Source organism: Kribbella sp. NPDC051936, from assembly GCF_040680955.1.
Lineage (GTDB): Bacteria > Actinomycetota > Actinomycetes > Propionibacteriales > Kribbellaceae > Kribbella.
In genome coordinates this window covers 1,051,130-1,069,018 of record NZ_JBFAXS010000001.1, presented here as the reverse complement: position 1 = coordinate 1,069,018, position 17,889 = coordinate 1,051,130, and the positions used below count along the sequence as shown (strand labels likewise).

The window sequence follows — 17,889 nt, the reverse complement described above, 5'->3', positions numbered from 1 at the left end:
AGACATATTCAGGCCTTGCCGAAGCTATCCGGCTACGGCAGGGTGGTTCGCGTGCCTCTTCATGCAGTCGCGGTGGTGGACGACCAGGCGGCGACCGAGCGGGCCCACCAGGCGGGTCAGGACGCCTGGTGGGTCTACCTGGCCGAGGTCCTCGGGCATCTTCGGGTGCCTTACAGCTCTCTGGCGGCAAGTGCCGCGCCGCCCGGCGAGGTCTGCCTGCTGATCCACGCGACCACGCCTGATGCCGGTCCGACCGACGAGCTCGAGCAGTGGGTGCACGACGGCGGCGCGCTGATCCTCGTCGGCGACCCCGGACCGCTTGCAGTGCTCGCGGGTGTCTCGGCCGACGGTTCGGTGCCGGAGGATCACGTCGTACTCGCGGACAACCCTGTCTGGTCCTCCCGGCCGCCGGTCGCACTGCACGCCGTCGGCGGGAGCCGGCTCCGCGGCAACGACGTCGAGGTGCTCGCCCGCTGGCAGTCCGATGATGCCGCAGCGATCACGCTTCGCCGGCTCGGCGGGGGCGTCGTCCTGACGTACGGCGTCGACCTGTGGCAGACGATCGTCCGGATCCAGCAGGGGTACGCCGTCACCGCCGACGGTCAGCCGGCCGCGGACGGTACGGCGCCGATCGACGACGGCATCCTCAAATGCGAGGACGGGATGGTGCTCAGCTTCGCCGTGGATCGGGCGATGCCGCCGGGTGAGCCGCCGCTGGATCCGGCGTTCCAGCATGTCTATCCGCCGCCGAGCGCCGTACCGATGTTCGACCAGCCGCAGGCCGACTGGTGGTGTTCGCTGTTCGCGCAGAGCCTGTGGTGGAGCGCCGCGCAGACCGGCGCCGCGGTGCCCTGGCTCTGGTACTGGCCGTCGGGTGTCGACGCGGTCGCGCACATGTCGCACGACTCCGACCAGAACGTCGAGGAGCACGGCCAGGCGGCGCTCGACGCGTTCGCCGAGGCCGGTGTCGAGGTCACCTGGTGCCACGTCTTTCCCGGCGGGTACTCACCGGAGCTGTACGCCGCGATCACCGCGGCCGGGCACGAGAACGCCCTGCACTACAACGCGATGGGCGACGCGGACCTCGCGGTGTGGGGCTGGCCGTTCGCGCGGGCGCAGTACGCCTGGGCGCAGGCCGTCACGGGCACCGAGCAGATCGTCTCGAACAAGAACCACTACACCCGCTGGGAAGGGTGGACGGACTTCTACCCGTGGTGCGAGCGGCTCGGCATCCAGATCGACGAGTCGCGCGGGCCGAGCAAGCAGGGCGATGTCGGGTTCACGTTCGGCGCATCCCATGTCTCGTTCCCGCTCGCACCGGTTGCCGAGAGCAATCGACTGTACGACGTCCTCAACCTGCCGCTGCACACACAGGATCTCGCCTGGGCCGGGCATGTCGCCGTCCGGGACGTGATCCTGGACGGCGCCCAGGCGGTCCACGGTGTCGCCCACTTCCTGTTCCACGGGCCGCACCTGCATCTGCGTCCGCCGACCCGGGCCGCGTGCATCGAGCTCGCAGCGGAGGCGCGGCGGCGCGGGATGCCGTGGTGGACAGCGACTCGGATCAACAGCTGGGAGCGGAGCCGGCGCGGCGTCGAGCTGTCGGTCTCGCCGCACCCGGACGGCCTGGCAGTGCTGGCACAGTCCGTGGAGGCGGTGCCGGGCGCCGCGGTGCTCCTCGCCGTACCGAATCCCGGGACCGGTCCGGTCGTCAAGGAGGGCAGCGGATCCGCCCGGACGGTGATCCGGTTCGGGCGGCCCTTCGTCGAACTGACCGCCGATATCGTTGCCGGAGACAACAGATGGGTGATCACACCATGACGTCGTGGCCGCAGTACGGCACGGAAGAGGCCGATGCCCTGCTCGAGGTGCTGAACTCGGGGAAGTGGGGCAGCACGAGCGGCGACGTCGTCGCGACGTTCGAGCGGGAGTTCGCCGCGTACCAGCAGGCCGGGCACGCGGTGTGTCTGGCGAACGGGACGCTCGCCATCGCGGTCGCGCTGAAGGCCGCCGGGGTCGGCATCGGCGACGAGGTGATCGTGCCGCCGTACACGTTCATCGCGACCGCCTCGGCGGCGCTGTTCGTCGGCGCGGTGCCGGTCTTCGCCGACGTCGACCCGGACACCCATCTGCTCGACCCGATCGCTACCGAGGCTGCCGTCACCGAGCGGACCAAGGCGGTCGTCGTCGTCCACCTCGCCGGCCGTCCCGCGGACATGGACGCCTTCACCGCGCTCGGCGCGAAGCACGGGCTGACCATCGTGGAGGACGCCGCACAGGCGCACGGCGCGGCCTACAAGGGGCGTTCGGTCGGCGCGATCGGCGACCTCGGCACCTTCAGCTTCCAGAGCAGCAAGAACATCACTGCCGGCGAGGGCGGCATCGTAGTCACGGACTCTGCGGAGCTGGCCGGTGCGGTGTATTCGCTGGTCAACGTCGGGCGGGTTCCCGGCGGTGGGTGGTACCAGCACGAGACCGTCGGGTACAACCTGCGGCTGACCGAGTTCCAGGCCGCGATCCTTCGGGTCCAGCTCCGTCGCCACCCGCAACTGCAGGAGGTTCGCGAAGGCAACGCGCGTCTGCTCACGGACCTGTTGGAGAAGGCTCCCGGCATCCAGCTCGCCCCCGATGACCCGGCGATCACCGCCCATGGCCGGCACCTCTTCATGCTCCGGGTCCCCGGTCGGCGCGACGCCGTACTCGAGGCCCTCAGAGCCGCAGGCTTCGACCGAGCCTCCTCCGGCTACGTCCCGCTGCACCGCAACGCCGCCGTACTCCGCGAGTCCCAGGCCATCACCACCCGCCTCGGCCAGCCCTACCCGGAACACGCCTGCCCGAACGCCGACCTGGTCTCCACCGACACCATCTGGCTCCCCCAGCCCTACCTCCTGGGCACCGAAGACGAAACCCGGGCCATCGCGGATACCATCGCCAACGCTGTGAGTTGATCCTTCTCGTCGTGAGGGAGCCGATGGTCATCGAGTTCGAAGCCAAAGTCCTGGACGTCGACCCGCACGTAATCGCCGGCAGAATCCTTGCCCTCGGCGGGCGTCGCGTGGCCGACAGGCTGATGAGGCGCTACGTGTACGACGTCGTGCGGGGTGACGAGTCGCGCTGGATCCGGCTGCGGGACACGGGCGCCGAGGTGACGTTGACCGTCAAGCAGATCGCCCACGACGGCATCGACGGCACTACCGAGACCGAGACCGCGGTCGGCGATTTCGAGACCACCAACGAACTGCTGCAACAGATCGGCTTCCACCCGAAGTCGTACCAGGAGAACCACCGCACCAGCTTCGAACTGCAGGGCGCGGAGCTGGAGCTCGACGCCTGGCCGCTGATCCCGCCGTACCTCGAGATCGAAGGACGCTCCCGCGAACACGTCGTCGAGGTCGCCAACGCGCTGGGCCTCCCCGAGGACCAGCTGACCGGGGAGAACACCATCAAGGTGTACGCCCGCTACGGCATCGACCTGACCACCATCCCCGACCTCCGCTTCACCGACTGACGTCGCCGTGCTGTGGGCGTCGTCCGGCCCCTCCGTCCCGGTGGCCGAGCCATTTGAGGGGTTGACCCCCGAGCTTGCCGGTTGTCCCCCCGGCAGGCGAGGGGTCAACCGGCAAAATCAGGGGTCAACCCCCAAGCCGTGAACCTTTCTTGCGACGGCGCTAGTGGTTCTGGCGGATGGGGAGGACCGCGGAGAGGAGCTGTCGGGTGTATGGGTCTTGGGGGGCGCGGAACAGGTTTTCCGTGGTGCTTTCCTCGACCAGTTGGCCTTTGTTCATGACGGCTACCCGGTCGGCCAGGCGTTCTACGACCGCGAGGTTGTGGGAGATGAACAGGAAGGACAGGCCCAAGCGGTCACGGAGGTCGGTGAAGAGGTCGAGGATCTGGGCCTGGATGGAGACGTCCAGGGACGAGGTCGGTTCGTCGCAGACCAGTAGGTCTGGTTCCAGGGCCAGCGCCCGGGCGATCGCGATGCGTTGTTGCTGGCCGCCGGAGAATTGCCGCGGGTACAGCTCCGCGTGACTGGTGTTGATACCGACCAGGTCGAGCAGCTCAAGCGCCTTGGTACGGCGGGAGTCCTTGGAGCCCCGATCGTGCAGGCGCAGTGGCTCCATCACGTTGCCGATGGCACTGAAGTGCGGCAGCAGCGAGCCGTACGGGTTCTGGAAGACCATCTGCATCCGCGGCCTGAGCTCGCGCAACTCGCGGGCCGGTAGCGTGCCGAGATCGCGACCGTCGAAGCTGACACTGCCCGACGTCGGCGTCTGCAGTCCCATCATCAGCCGCGCCATCGTCGACTTCCCGCTGCCGCTCTCGCCGACCAGTCCCAGCGTTTCGCCGCGGTGCACCGTCAGCGACACCTCGTCGACGGCGCGGACCTCGCCGGCACGCGTCCGGAAAATCTTCGTCACCGATGAAGCGCGAACCAGCTCGTCAGGCATCGACGGCCACCTTCCAGCACGCGGCGTCCCGGCCGGGACCGATGGTCAGGATCTCTTGCTCGGTCGCGCAGCGCGGCAGCTCGGCCCGCGCGCACCGCGGATGGAACGGGCAGCCCTCGGGACGCCGGGACAGGTCGGGCGGGCTGCCGGGAATCGGCCGCAGCGGCAGATCCCGGCCGCCGACCTCGACGCCGGATCCGAGCAGCCCGACGCTGTACGGATGCCGCGGATCGTCGAGCAGCCGCCCCATCGGCGCCCGCTCGACCACGCGTCCGGCGTACATCACGACCGCGTCGTCGCAGAAGTAGCGCGCGACGCCGAGGTCGTGCGTGATCATGATGACGCCGGTGCCGCGGTTCTTCAGCTCCGCGAGCAGGTCGAGGATCTGCCGCTGGACGGTGACGTCGACGGCGGTGGTCGGCTCGTCGGCGATCAGCAGCGCCGGCTCGGTCACCATCGCCATCGCGATCATCGCCCGCTGGCGCATCCCGCCGGACAGCTGGAACGGGTACGTGCGGATCCGCTTCTCCGGGTCCGGGATGCCGACGTCGCCGAGCGCCCGGACGGCGCGCTTGCGGGCCTCGGCCTTCGTGCACAGGCCGTGCCACAGCAGGTGCTCGGTCAATTGACGCTCCAGCGTCAACGTCGGGTTCATCGCCTCCATCGCGCTCTGGAACACCATCGCGATGTCCCGCCCGCGGACCTTGCGCAGTTCCTTGTCGCCGATCGCCAGCAGGTCCCGCCCGCCGAACAGCGCCTGACCGCCGGTGATCCGCGCGGTCCGCGGCAGGATGCCCATGACGCTGCGCATGGTGACGCTCTTGCCGCTTCCGCTCTCGCCGACGATCGCCAGCGCCTGCCCGCGGCGTACGTCGAACGACACACCGTCGACCGCGGTCAGCGGCTCGGCGCCGTCGCGCCGGAACGTGGTCCGCAACCCGCGGACGGACAGCAACGCCTCGTCGCTCATCGCTGTTCTCCGCTCGGGTCGAAGGCGTCCCGCAGACCGTCACCGATCCAGGTGAACGCCAGCAGCGTCAGCGCGAACAGCACCGCTGGGGCGACCAGCATGTGCGGCGCGGCCAGCAGGTACCGGCTGCCCTCGCTGATCATCGCGCCCCACGACGGCGTCGGCGGCTGGACGCCGAGTCCCAGCAACGCCAGCCCGGCCTCGGCGGCGATCGCGGCCGGGATCGCGAAGCTCGTGGTGACCAGGATCGGCCCGATCGCGTTCGGCAGGATGTACCGGATCGCGATCGTGGTGCCCTTCGCGCCCATCGACCGGGCCGCCTCGACGTACTCGCGTTCCTTCAGCGTCATCACCTGCGCGCGGACGAGCCGCGCCTGCGTGACCCAGGACGCGATCCCGATCGCGACCACCAGCGCGAAGATGCTGCGGCCGAGCACGGTCACCATCACGACCGCGAACAGGTAGCTCGGGAACGCGTACATCACGTCGGTGAATGCCATCAGCAACTGTTCGACGCGCCCGCCGAGGTAGCCCGCGAGCAGTCCGATCGCGAGCGCCAGCGCGAGTGCCGTCAGCTCGGCGCCGAACGCCACGGTGAGCGCGGTCTGCAGACCGTAGATGAGCCGGCTGAGAATGTCCCGCCCGAGCAGGTCGGTGCCGAGCAGATGCCCCGCCGAGCCGGGACCCGCCAGCTTGTGCTGGATGTCGGTCTCCTCATAGCCGTACGGCGCGATCAGCGGCGCGGCGAGTGCGATGACGATCAGGAACGCACAGAAGACCAGGCTCCCGAACGCCAGCCGGTGCTTGCGGAACCGGGACCACGCCCGCGACCAGGGTCCGCGCGCCGTCGTCCCGCGCTCGATGGGCTCCGGCTCGCCGACGGTATCGACGACGGCCGCTTCACCGGCGGCCTCGACGCCTTCAGTGGCCGTCATCGGCCCCACCTCCCACGGTGCGGATTCGGGGATCGAGGAGTCCGTAGATCAGGTCCACGACCAGGTTGGTCACCATCAGGATCAGCGCGAAGAACAACGCCGTACCCATCAGCAGCGGCATGTCCCGGCTGGCGGCGGCGTTGGCGAAGTACAACCCCAGGCCGGGGATCCGGAGCAGTGCCTCGACGAACACGGTGCCGGTCATCAGCGCCGCCAGCAGCGGTCCGGCCACGGTCACGAGCGGGATCAGCGAGTTGCGCAGCGCGTGCCGGACGATGACCGTACGCCGCGGGCCGCCTTTGGCGAGTGCAGCGGTGACGTACTCCTCGCGCAAGGTCTCCAGCATGCTCGACCGCACGTACCGCGCCAGCACCGCGGCCGGCCCGAGGCTCAGAGCGAGCACCGGAAGGATCAGGTCCTCCGGGCCGTTCCACCCGCCCGACGGCAACAACTTCAGCGTCGCGGAGAACAGCAGGATCATGAACGCCGCGGTCAGATAGCTGGGCAACGCGTGCCCGAGCGTGACCGCGAACATCGTCGCGTGGTCGCTCTTGCTGTTCTGCCGCAACGCCGCGAACACCCCGACCGGTACGGCGATCAGCAGCGCGAGCAGCACCGCCAGCACCGCCAGCGTGGCCGACACCGGGAACGCCTCCGCGATGATGTCCTGCACGTTCCGGCTGGCGTACTTGTACGACGGCCCGAAGTCCCAGACGACCGCGCCCTTCATGAAGATCAGGTACTGCTTCCAGACCGGTACGTCGGCGCCGTACCGGGACTCGAGCTCGCCGACCATCGACTCGGTGCCGACACCGCCGAAGTTGGTGGCCCCGCTGTTCACCCGCTGCAGGTCGGCGAAGTTGCCGGGCGCCAGCTGCAGCAGGGTGAACGTCAGGATCGAGACCGCGACCATGGACAGGACCAGCCGGACCGCCCGCTTGCCGATGTAGACGGCGAGCCCCACGTCAGCTCTCCACGCTCAGCGGCTTGAGGTAGAAGTAGTCCGGATAGGCCCGCAGCTGCAGGCCCTGCACCTTCGGCTTGACGGCGTGGAACAGGCTCAGCCAGAGCACCGGCAGGTACAGGTACTGCTCCTCGCGCAGCTTCGCGGCCTGCTTGTACAACCCGAGTCGCTTCGCGTCGTCCGGCTCCCTGGCGGCCTGGCCGACCAGTGCGGCGATGTCCTGCGCGGGCTTCGAGGCGTGCGCGGCGAGGATCGCGTTGAGCTGCTGGGTCTTCTCGGCCGGCTTCAGGTTCTTGTTGTCCTGCACGGCCTGATACGCCTGCCACTGGTCGCTCGGCAGGCTGATCTCCTGCACGTTCTTCGGCGACCAGAGCGAGCTGACCATCGTCGGCCAGGTCGGCAGGCCGGCGAAGGTGCCGTAGTAGAAGCCGATGTAGTTGCCCTTCTGCACCTGCCAGCGGCGCTCGGTGTAGACGCCCGCCTCGACGTGGTCGACGCTCGCCTTGATGCCGAGCTGCTTGGTCCAGCTGTCCACCATCGCGTCGGCCAGCGTGGTGTCCGGTACGCCGACGAGGATCCGCACCGGCGGCAGGCCCTGGCCGTTCGGGTAGCCGGCCTCGGCGAGCAGCCGCTTCGCCTCGGCGAGGTCTTCCTTGATCGCGATGCTGTCGTCCCAGCCCGCGGTCCGGCTGGTGACCAGCGAGACGCCCGGCTGCTGGCCCGGCTGCACACCGGCCAGCGTCTTGCGGTCGAGCGCCAGCGAGAGGGCCTTACGGACCCGGACGTCCTCCATCGCCTTGTGCTGGCTGCGGAGCTTCGCCAGGTAGAGGATGCTGTAGTTCTCGGTCTGCTTGAGCTGCTTCGACAGGTCCGCGTCCTTCTGGAACCGCAGTACATCCGGTCCGGAGAGCTGGACCAGATCGGTCTCGCCGTTCTCGTACGGGACGGTGGCGGTCGCGGCGGCGCTCGGCTCGACCAGGTTGACCTGGATCCGGCCCAGCTTGACGTTGTCGCGGTCCCAGTACTTCGCGTTCGGAGTCAGGATCAGCCGCGAGTTCGCCACCCACTCGGTCACGGTGTAGGGCCCGTTGGACACGTAGTTCGGCGGGTTCTGCCAGTCCTTCGGCTTGCTCTCGACCAGGTCCATCGGCAGCGGCAGCATCGCCGGGTGGGTCAGCGCGAGCAGGAAGTCCGGGTTCGGGTTGGACAGGGTCAGCACGAGTTCGTGCTCCCCGGTCGCCTTCACGCCCACCTGCGCCCAGTCGGTCAGCACACCGGCCAGGAAGTCCTGGGCGCCCTTGATGCCGGTGGCGGTCTGATAGCTGTTGGCGCCGAGCGTCGTACCGCCCGCGGAGCCGCCGGCCGGAGTGAACAGCCGCTTGTACGTCCGCTCGAAGTCCTGTGCGACGACCGGCTTGCCGTCCGACCACTGGGCGTTGTCGCGCAACGTGAACGTGTAGGTCAGGTGATCGTCGGAGACCTTCCACTCGGACGCGACGGCCGGTACGACGCCGTCGCCCTTCTCGTTCTGGGCGACCAGACCCTCGGAGATCCCACGGCTGAGGATCCACATGCCGTTGGTGATCACCTGCGGGTCGAGCACTTCGACGGGTACGTAGTCGATCTTCAAGGTGGACTGGCCGTCGGCTGCCTTGCTGTCGTCGCCGAACAGGCCGCAGCCGGTCAGCGACCAACTGCCGCCGATCGCGGCCAGGGTCAGTCCGGACAGTCGCAGGAAGTCACGCCGGGTCTGACCGGCCAGGGGAACCGAGCTCGCGCGCAATGGAGTGCCGCCTTTCTGGCGTCCTCAACTCGACTTATGGCGCGACCGTAGGGCCGTCGGAGCGTCGATGTCAACGCTTTACGGCCATTACCGTAATTGATCCAGACCGGTCCTGCCTGCGCACGGCCTGCTGGTCAGCTGAAGCGTTCGTACGCCGGCAGTGTCAGGAAGTCGACGTACTCGTCGGCGAGCGCCACCTCCAGGAACAGCGCACGCGCCGCGTCGTACCGCTCCGGCGTACCGAGTTTGCCGATCTCCTCGTCGGCGATCCGCTCGACCAATTCGGTGCTGACCGTTTCCCCGGTGTCGATGGTGACCTGGTTGCGGCGCCACTGCCAGATCTGCGAGCGCGAGATCTCGGCGGTGGCCGCGTCCTCCATCAGGTTGAAGATGCCGACGGCGCCGGTGCCGTCGAGCCAGGCGGCCAGGTACTGGACGGCGACGCTGACGTTGCTGCGCAAACCGGCCTCGGTGATGTCACCCGGCGTGGCCGCAACATCGAGCAGTTGGTCCGCGGTGACCGCGACGTCCTCGCGGAGCTTGCCGACCTGGTTCGGCTGGTCGCCCAGGACCGCGTCGAAGACCTTCCGGCAGGTGTCGACCATCCCGGGGTGCGCCACCCACGAGCCGTCGAAGCCGTCGCCCGCCTCGCGGGTCTTGTCGGCCTCGACCTTCGCGAAGGCCTGTTCGTTCACCGCCGGGTCCTTGCTCGGGATGAATGCCGCCATCCCGCCGATCGCGTGCGCGCCGCGCTTGTGGCAGGTCCGCACCAGCAGCTCGGTGTAGGCCCGCATGAACGGCACCGTCATCGTCACGCTGTTGCGATCCGGCAGCTGGAAGTCCGTGCCGCGGGTCCGGTGCGTCTTGATCACGCTGAACATGTAGTCCCAGCGGCCCGCGTTCAGCCCCGCCGAGTGCTCGCGCAGCTCGTACAGGATCTCCTCCATCTCGAACGCGGCCGGGTACGTCTCGATCAGCACGGTCGCGCGGATCGTCCCGCGCGGGAGGCCGAGCACCTCCTGCGCCGTCACGAACACGTCGTTCCACAGCCGCGCCTCGAGGTGCGACTCCATCTTCGGCAGGTAGAAGTACGGCCCCTGGCCGCGGTCGAGCTGCAGCTGCGCGCAGGCGCTCAGATAGAGCGCGAAGTCGACCAGCGAGCCGGACGTCCGCTCGCCGTCGACGAGGATGTGCTTCTCCGGCAGGTGCCAGCCGCGCGGCCGGACGACGATCGTGGCCAGCTCCGCGTCCGGCTTCAGCGCGTAGCTCTTCGTGTCCGTGCTGAAGTCGATCCGCCGGGTGATCGCGTCCAGCAGGTTCAGCTGGCCGCCGACGACGTTCTCCCAGGTCGGCGTGTTGGCGTCCTCCTGGTCGGCCAGCCACACCTTGGCGCCCGAGTTCAGCGCGTTGATCGTCATCTTCCGGTCGGTCGGCCCGGTGATCTCCACCCGCCGGTCGACCAGCCCCGGGGCGGCGGTCGCGACCCGCCACTCCGGGTCGTCCCGGACGTCCTTCGTGTCCGCCAGGAATCCCAGCGAGGCCCCGGCCGCGATCTCCGCGACCCGCTGCTGGCGGCGCTCCAGCAACTCGCGGCGCCGCCCGTCGTACGCACGGTGCAGCGTCTCGATCAGGCCGAGCGCGCGCTCGGTGAGGATCTCGTCGTACCGCTCGCCCATCGGGCCGGTGACCTCGACTGCCACTGGGAACTCCTTCATCAACTACGTGATCGGTGATCCGGTCTACCCCGACCGTACTGCGGCGCCGTCAGTCGTGCAGGCGCGGTAGGACGTCGCGGAGGACCTGGGCGTGCTCCTCCGGCCGGGACAGCCCCATCTTCATCGTGTTCACGCCGAGGTGGGTCGCACCGAGGTCGCGCCAGCCGTCGGCGAACGCGCGCCAGTCCTGTTCCGGCACCGCCCCCAGGGTGAGGCGCGCCTCGATGCCGATCGAGGCGGGGTCGCGGCCGGCCTCTTCGGCTGCTTGCCGGATGCGGGCGATCTGGTCGCGCGCCGTCTCGTCCGGCGCCGACTGCGGCATCCAGCCGTCGCCGATCCGCCCGGTCCGTCGCAGTACGGCGTCCGCGCTGCCGCCGAACCAGATCGGGATCTCCCGGCCGGGCAGCGGGTTCAGGCCGGCCTCCTCGATCTCGTGGTACTTGCCGTCGTACGAGATCACCGGATCCGCCCAGAGCCTGCGCAGTACGTCGACCTGCTCCTCCAGCAGCGCGCCGCGCTGCCGGAACGGCACGCCCAGGGCCTGGTACTCGACGTGATTCCAGCCGATGCCGACACCGAGGCGAAGACGTCCGCCGCTCAGTATGTCGACCTCGGCCGCCTGCTTCGCCACCAACGCGGTCTGGCGCTGCGGCAGCACGAGCACGCCGGTCACGAGTTCGAGCTCGGTGGTGATGCCGGCCAGGTAGCCGAACAGTACGAGAACCTCGTGGAACAAGGACTTGTCGGTGTACCCGGTCCATCCGGGGCGGTTCGCCGGATCCGCGCCGAGCACGTGGTCGTAGGCGAGGACGTGGTTGTAGCCCGCGTCCTCCACCGTCGTCGCCCAGTCCCGCACGACCCTCGGGTCCGCGCCGATCTCGAGCTGCGGAAACACCGCACCGATCTTCATTTCGCTCCCAGCAGGTCGATCAGGCCCTGGACGGCGAGCTCGAACGGCTCGGTCGAGTCCGCGGCACGGGCGAGCACATACCCGCCCTGCAGTACGGCGGCGATCGTCGCGGCGGTCGGCCGCGGGTCGAGCCACTCCGGGAACTCGCCCGTACGCTTGCCGTCAGCAACCACCTCGGCCAGCCGGTCGCGCAACCACGCGAACGTCTCCGCGACCGGCGCCCGCAAGTCCGGATCCGCCACCACGTCGGGATCCGCCGCCAGCCGCCCGATCCGGCAGCCGCGCAGCACGTCCCGCTCCCGCCCGAGATACGCGCTGATCCGCTCGGTCGCGGTCCCGTCGGCCCCGAGTTGCTCCTCGGCCGCCGCCCGCAGCTCCGCTCCCGACCGCTCGATCGCCACCTTCGCCAGGTCCGCCTTGCCGGTGAAGTGGTGGTACATACTCCCCTGCCCGGCGTCGGCGGCCCGCTGGATCGCCTTGGGCGAGGTGCCGACGTACCCGCGCTCCCACAACAACTCCTGCGTGCTGCGAATCAACCGCTCCACCGTCTCCACCCACCTAACTGTACCCAGAGGTACAGTCAGGTGGGCGGGCCGCTCAGCTGACGGTGAGGATCTTGTTGACCGTGTACGCCGGGGCGTGGTCGGCGTCACCCGGGAAGTAGACGCGGTAGGCGATCTGCCCGCGCACCGCGGGCTTGATCCCGAACGCGTACTTCCCGGAGGTGCTCAGCTTGACCGACGCGATCGACTTCCACACCTTGCTGCCGTACTGCTGCAGGTAGACGGTCTGCCCGGCGTGCGCCGGAGTGACGTAACCGCTGAACGCCGTCGTGCCGCCGAGGCGGATCGACGCCGGCGACAGCGCGGCCGAGATCACCGGCCTGACCTGGACGGTGACGTCGGCGGTGCGGGTGCCCATCAGCATCCCGTTCCCCGGGAACGTCAGCATGTAAACCGACGACACGAGCGGCTTGTGCGTCAGCGACAGCGTCCCGGTCGACGAGGTCTTCAACGCCGCGAGCAGCGAGAACTTGGTCGAGTTCTTCGGCCGCACGTACACGTTCACCGGCAACCCGGCGTACGCCAGATTGTCGATCCGCACCGTGCTGCCCTTGATCGTGATCGCACCGCCGTAGCTGAGCAGCGTCGACGACACGCTGATGCCGGACTTCATCCCGAGCAGCTGCTTGACCGCGACCGGGCTGTAGTGACCCGCTCGGTCGACGACCCAGCCCGCGTACGTGTACGTCGTGCCCTGCGCCAGCCCGGTGTTCTTCACCGAGGTTCCGGTGCCCGCGTACACGAGCGTCCCGGTGGTCGGCGTCGGCGCCTTGCTGCCGACGTTGCGACGGATGATCACCTGGTCGAGGTCCGTGGTTGGCGGGATCGTCCACGTCAGGTTCGCTGCCAGGTAGGCGCCGACACCGACGAGCTGCACCGGTCCCGGAACCCGGTCCTCCGTACTGAACACCGAGCTGAACGGCACCATCGGCACCGTGGGATCGAGCGAGACGACACCGTCGGCGACGATCCGGAACGGCGTCGCCTCGGCCAGCGGGGCCGCGGGCGAGATCTCCGCCCGGCGGATGTCGTGGTCGTAGGTGACGGTCGCCGGGATCACCGCACCGGTCTTGCCGTTGACCAGTTTCACGCCGCCGTTGACGACGCTGTTCTCGTCGACGTTGCGCGGGAAGGTGAGCGTGGGCTTGGCCAGGATCGAGACACCGGAGGACAGGTCCCCGGGCACCGCGTCCAGGACCGGGTACGCGTTGATCGGCGCGGTGCCGACGGTCCCGTCCGCGTTGGTCACCTTCAGCGAGTACGCGCGGCTGTCCCGCGAGCCGTTGGCGTTCCGGACGGCGACGTACAGGGGCCCGGCCGGCACCGTGACGTACGTCGAGGCGGTCAGCGGCTGCGGGATCTCGTAGCCGGCGCTGTCGGTCGGAGGCTCCGGCTTCTGCACGAAGGCGAGCGGCTTGAGGTTCTCGTCGTACGCCGACACGACCGGACCGAAGTTCTGCGCGTAGGTTCCGGAGTCGAACATCGGCCCGGTGACGTCGATGCGCACCTGGTGGGCGTAGTCGGTCGGCAGCTTGTACCAGTCGACGTCGCCTTCGACGCTGATCGTCGAGGAGACAGCGACCCCGGCGATCAGCTCACCCGCGCGGGACGGCTGGTCGTTCTTGTCCGCGACGCCCTGGGCGAAGTCCGTGGTCCAGCGGCCGCCGAGGGCCTGGTAGGCGTCCAGGATGCCGGCACCGTAGTACGGGTCGTTGCCGCGCGGACCCGCGTCGCGGGCGGTGGCCTTCAGGCGGGCCATCACCTGGGCGGGAGTGAACGACGGCCACTTGTTGCGGACCTGGGCGGCGACGGCGGCGACGATCGGGGACGAGAACGACGTACCGGCGAGGCCTAGCCAGTACGGCTCGTACCCGCTCGGGGTCTGTGCGCGCGGCGCGGTGCTCGTGATGTCGTAGCCGGGGGCGGCGATGTCGACCGCGTCGCCGTAGCTGCTGAAGCTGGTCAGGACGCCGCCCGGGGTGGTGGCACCGACCGAGAGGACCTCGGGGTAGGCGCCCGGGAAGTGGTTCGACGAGTCGCCGCCGGTGTTGCCGGCCGCGGCGACCAGGACGACGCCCTTGGCGACGGCGTTCTGGATCGCCTGGTGCAGGACCGGGTTGTCGCCTTCGCCGCCGAGCGACATGTTGATCACCCGGACGCCGTTCTTGACCGCCCAGTTGATGCCGTTGATCAGGTTCGCGTCGTCGCCGCTGCCGTTGTCGTCGAGCACCTTGACCGGGCGGACCTTCGCGTTCCAGGCCACACCGGCGATCCCGATCCCGTTGCCGGTTCCGGCGGCGATGATCCCGGTGACCGCCGTACCGTGGCCGTCGCCGTCGTTCGGCGCCAGCGCCGTGTTGAAGGTGTTGTAGCCCGGCAGCAGGTGACCCGCGAGGTCCGGGTGACCGGCGTCGACACCGGTGTCCAGGACACCGATCGTCTGGGTCCCCGCGGTCTTCGAGAGGTCCCAGGCGCTGTTGACGCGGACGGTCGCCAGGTACTTCTGGTAGTTCGTGTAGAGCCAGTCGTTCGGCGTCGCGGACTTCTGCCGGATGTAGTTGAGCGAGGCAAGCTCGACCGACGGGTCGGCCTTGACCTTCTTCAGCAGGTCGGCCGCACCGGTGTCGCCGGTCACGGTGACCACGTCCGAGGTGACGGACACGTCCGGCACGCCCTTGACCTTGGCGAGCGCGGCCTTCCGCGCCGAGGTGGTTGCCTTCGGCTTGAACTTCACGATCACGGACTTCGCGTCGTACGCGGGTTCGTGGGCGGTGCTCGGCCGGAACTTCGCGTGCAGCACGTTCGGCTCGGCGGACTGGGCGGCGGTACCTGCCGAGCCGGACACGGTGACGAGACCTGCCGCGACCACGGCCGCGGGCACGGCCAGGCGCAGCAGTTGGGTGGGACGGGACAACGGGGGACCCCCAAGATCCTGAGCGGACCGACCACTTTCGGTCCTTGCCCTAAATCGTTGGAGCGGCCCTCGGCGTTACAGGTCGCCGGATCTATCATCCAGAGGTGTCGACGACAGTGCTCGCCACGAAGCTGTTCCCGCCCGCTCGGCGGTCCGGGCTGGTGGCACGACCGTGGCTGCTGGAGCGTCTGGACGGCGTCCTGACGCCCGGTCATCGGCTCGCTCTGGTCTCCGCACCGGCCGGGTTCGGCAAGACGACCCTCGTCGGTGAGTGGGCGGCGCGGCACGAGCGGGTGGGCTGGTTGTCGCTCGACGACGGGGACAACGCGCTGCCGCGGTTCCTGGCGTACCTCTGGGCGGCCCTGCCCGGTCTCCGGGTCGCACCGCCCGCGGCCGACGTACCGACGGTGGCCGCGCTGACCGCGGTCGTCAACGACTATGCGGACCGGGCCGACGGGCCGACCGTGCTCGTGCTGGACGACTATCACGCCATCGAAGCGCTTGACGTGCATGAGGCGGTGGCGTTCCTGCTCGACCACCTTCCGGATCAGCTGCACCTGGTCCTGTCGACGCGCGCGGACCCGCCGTTCCCGATGGCTCGGCTGCGTGCTCGCGGGCAGTTGACGGAGATCCGGGTCGACGACCTGCGGTTCGCCGAGCCGGAGGCAGGCGCTTTCCTCAACGACGTCATGGGGCTGCGGCTGGCCGGGGACGACGTACGGGCGTTGGAAGGGCGGACGGAGGGCTGGGTCGCAGGGCTTCAGATGGCCGCGCTGTCGCTGCGTGGCGCGCCCGACGTCGCGGGGTTCATCGACGCTTTCACCGGCAGCCATCGGTTCGTCATCGACTACCTGGCCGACGAGGTGCTGGCGCGGCAGCCTGCCGACGTCCGCGACTTCCTGCTGCGTACGGCGGTTCTCGACCGCCTCACCGGCCCGCTGTGCGACGCGGTCACCGGCCGCACCGGGAGCAGTCAGGTGCTGGACGAGCTGGACCGCGGCAACGTCTTCGTGGTCGCGCTGGATCCGGACCGGGTCTGGTACCGCTACCACCACCTCTTCCGGGACGTCCTGCGAGCCCGCCTGCTCGCCGAACACCCGGAGGAGCTGCCGCGCCTGCATCGTGCCGCGAGCGACTGGTACGCCGCGCAGCACCTGGCCCCTGAGGCAGTACGGCACGCGCTGGCGGCTGACGACCACGAGCGGGCCGGACGGCTGATCGAGGAAGCCCTGCCCGAGGTACGGCGGGCGCGGCAGGACGCCATGCTCCTCGGGTGGATCAGGTCGCTGCCGGAGTCCGTCGTCCAACGGAATCCGGTGCTGTGCATCGCGGCCGCCTGGTCGTCGATGATGGCCGGCGAGCTGGACCGGATGGCGCGTTGGCTCGACGCCGCGGAGGCCGCGCTGCAGGCCGGAGCGCGGGATCCGGAGCTGGCCGCGACCTGGGCGGACACCGAAGATCTGCGGACCGCCCCGGCGATGCTCCTGATCTACCGGGCCGCGCTGGCACAGGCACGGGGCGAGGTGCAGGCCACGGTGGAATCCGCGCGGGGCGCGCTGGATCTGGCCGCGGCCGAGGACCACTTCGTTCGGGGGGCCGCCGGCGGGTTCCTGGCGCTCGCGGCGTGGGCGGCGGGTGATGTGGAGGAGGCGCTGGCGACGTTCTCGACGGCGGTTCGCGAGCTGCACTCGGCGGGCAACCTGGTCGACGAGCAGGACAGCACGGTGGTGATGGGCGATCTCTGGCTCGCTGCCGGGCGGCCGTCGCGCGCGCGGCAGGGGTTCGAGCAGACGCTGGCGGCGGCGACCCGCAACGGTGAGCCGTATCCGCGGGTCACGGCGGACCTGCACGTCGGGCTGGCCGAGCTCGACCGGGAGCTGGACGATCTCGACAGCGCGGAGGCTCATCTCGAGACCGCGCGTGGCCTCGCCGCGCAGGGCTCGATCACCGAGAACCGGCACCGCTGGTACGTCGCGATGGCGCAGGTCAAGGTCGCGCGCGGCGACTTCACGGCCGCCCTGCAGTTGCTCGACGAGGCCGAGAAGCTGTACCGGCGCGGCTCGTATCCCGAGCTGCGGCCGATCGCGGCGATGCGCGCCCGGGTACACCTCGCGGCGGGCGATCTGGTCGCGGCCGAGGCGTGGGTCCGCGACATCCCGGACACGGTGTCGTACCTGAACGAGTACGGCCAACTCACCCGGGCGCGGCTCATGATCCGCCGCGGTGAGGACGTACAAGAGCTGCTCGATCGGCTCCAGGCCGATGCCGACGGCCGGCGCGCGGGCAGTCTGCTCGAGATCGGCGTACTGCGGGCCCTTGCCCACCAGACGCGCGGCGATCACGCGGCGGCTCAGGCCGTCCTGCGCGAGACGTTGGACGCGGCGCCGGAGCCGGAACAGTACCGTCGCCTGCTTCTCGACGAGGGGCTGGCGACTGCCCAGACCACCTTGATCGAACCGCTGACCGAGCGAGAGCTCGACGTACTACGTCTGCTCGACACCGAGCTCACCGGTCCGGAGATCGCGCGACGGCTGTACGTGTCGCTGAACACGCTGCGCACGCACACGAAACGCATCTTCACCAAGCTCGGCGCGACCAACCGCTCGGGCGCCGTACGCCGGGCCCGCGAACGCGGTCTGCTCTAGCTGTCACCACGTGAATCACCACATGTTGTGACGCCGGCTCAC

Annotated in this window: 13 protein-coding genes; 4 read left to right on the top strand and 9 right to left on the bottom strand. The window is 69.6% G+C overall.

Annotated elements, in window-relative coordinates; translation table 11 throughout:
- Nucleotides 1–51 precede the first annotated feature (51 nt).
- The 3 genes from AB0L64_RS05380 to AB0L64_RS05370 are packed head-to-tail and all read left to right on the top strand — an operon-like array spanning nt 52 to nt 3,508.
- On the top strand, nt 52–1,821 hold the full coding sequence (locus AB0L64_RS05380; protein ID WP_363707930.1) for a hypothetical protein: 1,770 nt from the start codon (nt 52–54) through the stop codon (nt 1,819–1,821).
- Nucleotides 1,803–2,948 carry a DegT/DnrJ/EryC1/StrS family aminotransferase gene (locus tag AB0L64_RS05375; protein WP_363707928.1) on the top strand — a complete coding sequence of 382 codons (1,146 nt, stop codon included), beginning with the start codon at nt 1,803–1,805 and terminating at the stop codon, nt 2,946–2,948. Before AB0L64_RS05380 ends, AB0L64_RS05375 begins: the two co-directional genes overlap by 19 nt.
- A gap of 11 nt (nt 2,949–2,959) precedes the next feature.
- Nucleotides 2,960–3,508: a CYTH domain-containing protein gene (locus AB0L64_RS05370; protein WP_363707926.1), complete on the top strand. Its 549-nt coding sequence runs from the start codon at nt 2,960–2,962 to the stop codon at nt 3,506–3,508.
- A 160-nt stretch (nt 3,509–3,668) separates the two neighbouring features.
- Here AB0L64_RS05370 and AB0L64_RS05365 read toward each other — a convergent pair whose 3' ends face one another.
- The 9 genes from AB0L64_RS05365 to AB0L64_RS05325 all read right to left on the bottom strand — a co-directional run bounded on the left by AB0L64_RS05365 (nt 3,669) and on the right by AB0L64_RS05325 (nt 15,202).
- Nucleotides 3,669–4,448 carry an ATP-binding cassette domain-containing protein gene (locus AB0L64_RS05365; RefSeq protein ID WP_363707924.1) on the bottom strand — a complete coding sequence of 260 codons (780 nt, stop codon included), beginning with the start codon at nt 4,446–4,448 and terminating at the stop codon, nt 3,669–3,671.
- Complete coding sequence (locus tag AB0L64_RS05360; protein ID WP_363707922.1) at nt 4,441–5,418, bottom strand: ABC transporter ATP-binding protein; 978 nt, start codon at nt 5,416–5,418, stop codon at nt 4,441–4,443. The genes AB0L64_RS05365 and AB0L64_RS05360 overlap by 8 nt, the downstream gene beginning before the upstream one ends.
- Entirely contained in the window at nt 5,415–6,353 is a 939-nt protein-coding gene (locus tag AB0L64_RS05355; RefSeq protein ID WP_363707920.1) for an ABC transporter permease, read from the bottom strand. The genes AB0L64_RS05360 and AB0L64_RS05355 overlap by 4 nt, the downstream gene beginning before the upstream one ends.
- On the bottom strand, nt 6,340–7,317 hold the full coding sequence (locus tag AB0L64_RS05350; RefSeq protein WP_363707918.1) for an ABC transporter permease: 978 nt from the start codon (nt 7,315–7,317) through the stop codon (nt 6,340–6,342). Before AB0L64_RS05350 ends, AB0L64_RS05355 begins: the two co-directional genes overlap by 14 nt.
- Before the next feature lies 1 nt (nt 7,318).
- Complete coding sequence (locus AB0L64_RS05345; RefSeq protein WP_363707916.1) at nt 7,319–9,100, bottom strand: peptide ABC transporter substrate-binding protein; 1,782 nt, start codon at nt 9,098–9,100, stop codon at nt 7,319–7,321.
- A 134-nt stretch (nt 9,101–9,234) separates the two neighbouring features.
- Nucleotides 9,235–10,815: a malate synthase A gene (aceB, locus tag AB0L64_RS05340; RefSeq protein ID WP_363707914.1), complete on the bottom strand. Its 1,581-nt coding sequence runs from the start codon at nt 10,813–10,815 to the stop codon at nt 9,235–9,237.
- A gap of 49 nt (nt 10,816–10,864) precedes the next feature.
- Complete coding sequence (locus AB0L64_RS05335; protein WP_363707912.1) at nt 10,865–11,725, bottom strand: LLM class F420-dependent oxidoreductase; 861 nt, start codon at nt 11,723–11,725, stop codon at nt 10,865–10,867.
- A complete protein-coding gene (locus AB0L64_RS05330; RefSeq protein ID WP_363707910.1) occupies nt 11,722–12,279 on the bottom strand; it encodes a TetR/AcrR family transcriptional regulator in 558 nt (185 codons plus the stop codon). The genes AB0L64_RS05335 and AB0L64_RS05330 overlap by 4 nt, the downstream gene beginning before the upstream one ends.
- Before the next feature lie 43 nt (nt 12,280–12,322).
- Entirely contained in the window at nt 12,323–15,202 is a 2,880-nt protein-coding gene (locus tag AB0L64_RS05325) for a S8 family serine peptidase (RefSeq protein WP_363707908.1), read from the bottom strand.
- A gap of 104 nt (nt 15,203–15,306) precedes the next feature.
- Here AB0L64_RS05325 and AB0L64_RS05320 point away from each other — a divergent pair, with 104 nt between their 5' ends.
- The gene (locus tag AB0L64_RS05320; RefSeq protein ID WP_363707906.1) at nt 15,307–17,847 is read left to right on the top strand and encodes a LuxR C-terminal-related transcriptional regulator; all 2,541 of its coding nucleotides are present in this window, start codon (nt 15,307–15,309) and stop codon (nt 17,845–17,847) included.
- The last annotated feature ends 42 nt before the right edge of the window (nt 17,848–17,889 follow it).

Coding starts and splice junctions, on each gene's coding strand:
- AB0L64_RS05375 (WP_363707928.1), top strand. CDS start 1,803: ATGGGTGATCACACCATGACGTCGTGGCCGCAGTACGGCACGGAAGAG.
- AB0L64_RS05355 (WP_363707920.1), bottom strand. CDS start 6,353: ATGACGGCCACTGAAGGCGTCGAGGCCGCCGGTGAAGCGGCCGTCGTC.
- aceB (WP_363707914.1), bottom strand. CDS start 10,815: ATGAAGGAGTTCCCAGTGGCAGTCGAGGTCACCGGCCCGATGGGCGAG.
- AB0L64_RS05335 (WP_363707912.1), bottom strand. CDS start 11,725: ATGAAGATCGGTGCGGTGTTTCCGCAGCTCGAGATCGGCGCGGACCCG.
- AB0L64_RS05360 (WP_363707922.1), bottom strand. CDS start 5,418: ATGAGCGACGAGGCGTTGCTGTCCGTCCGCGGGTTGCGGACCACGTTC.
- AB0L64_RS05365 (WP_363707924.1), bottom strand. CDS start 4,448: ATGCCTGACGAGCTGGTTCGCGCTTCATCGGTGACGAAGATTTTCCGG.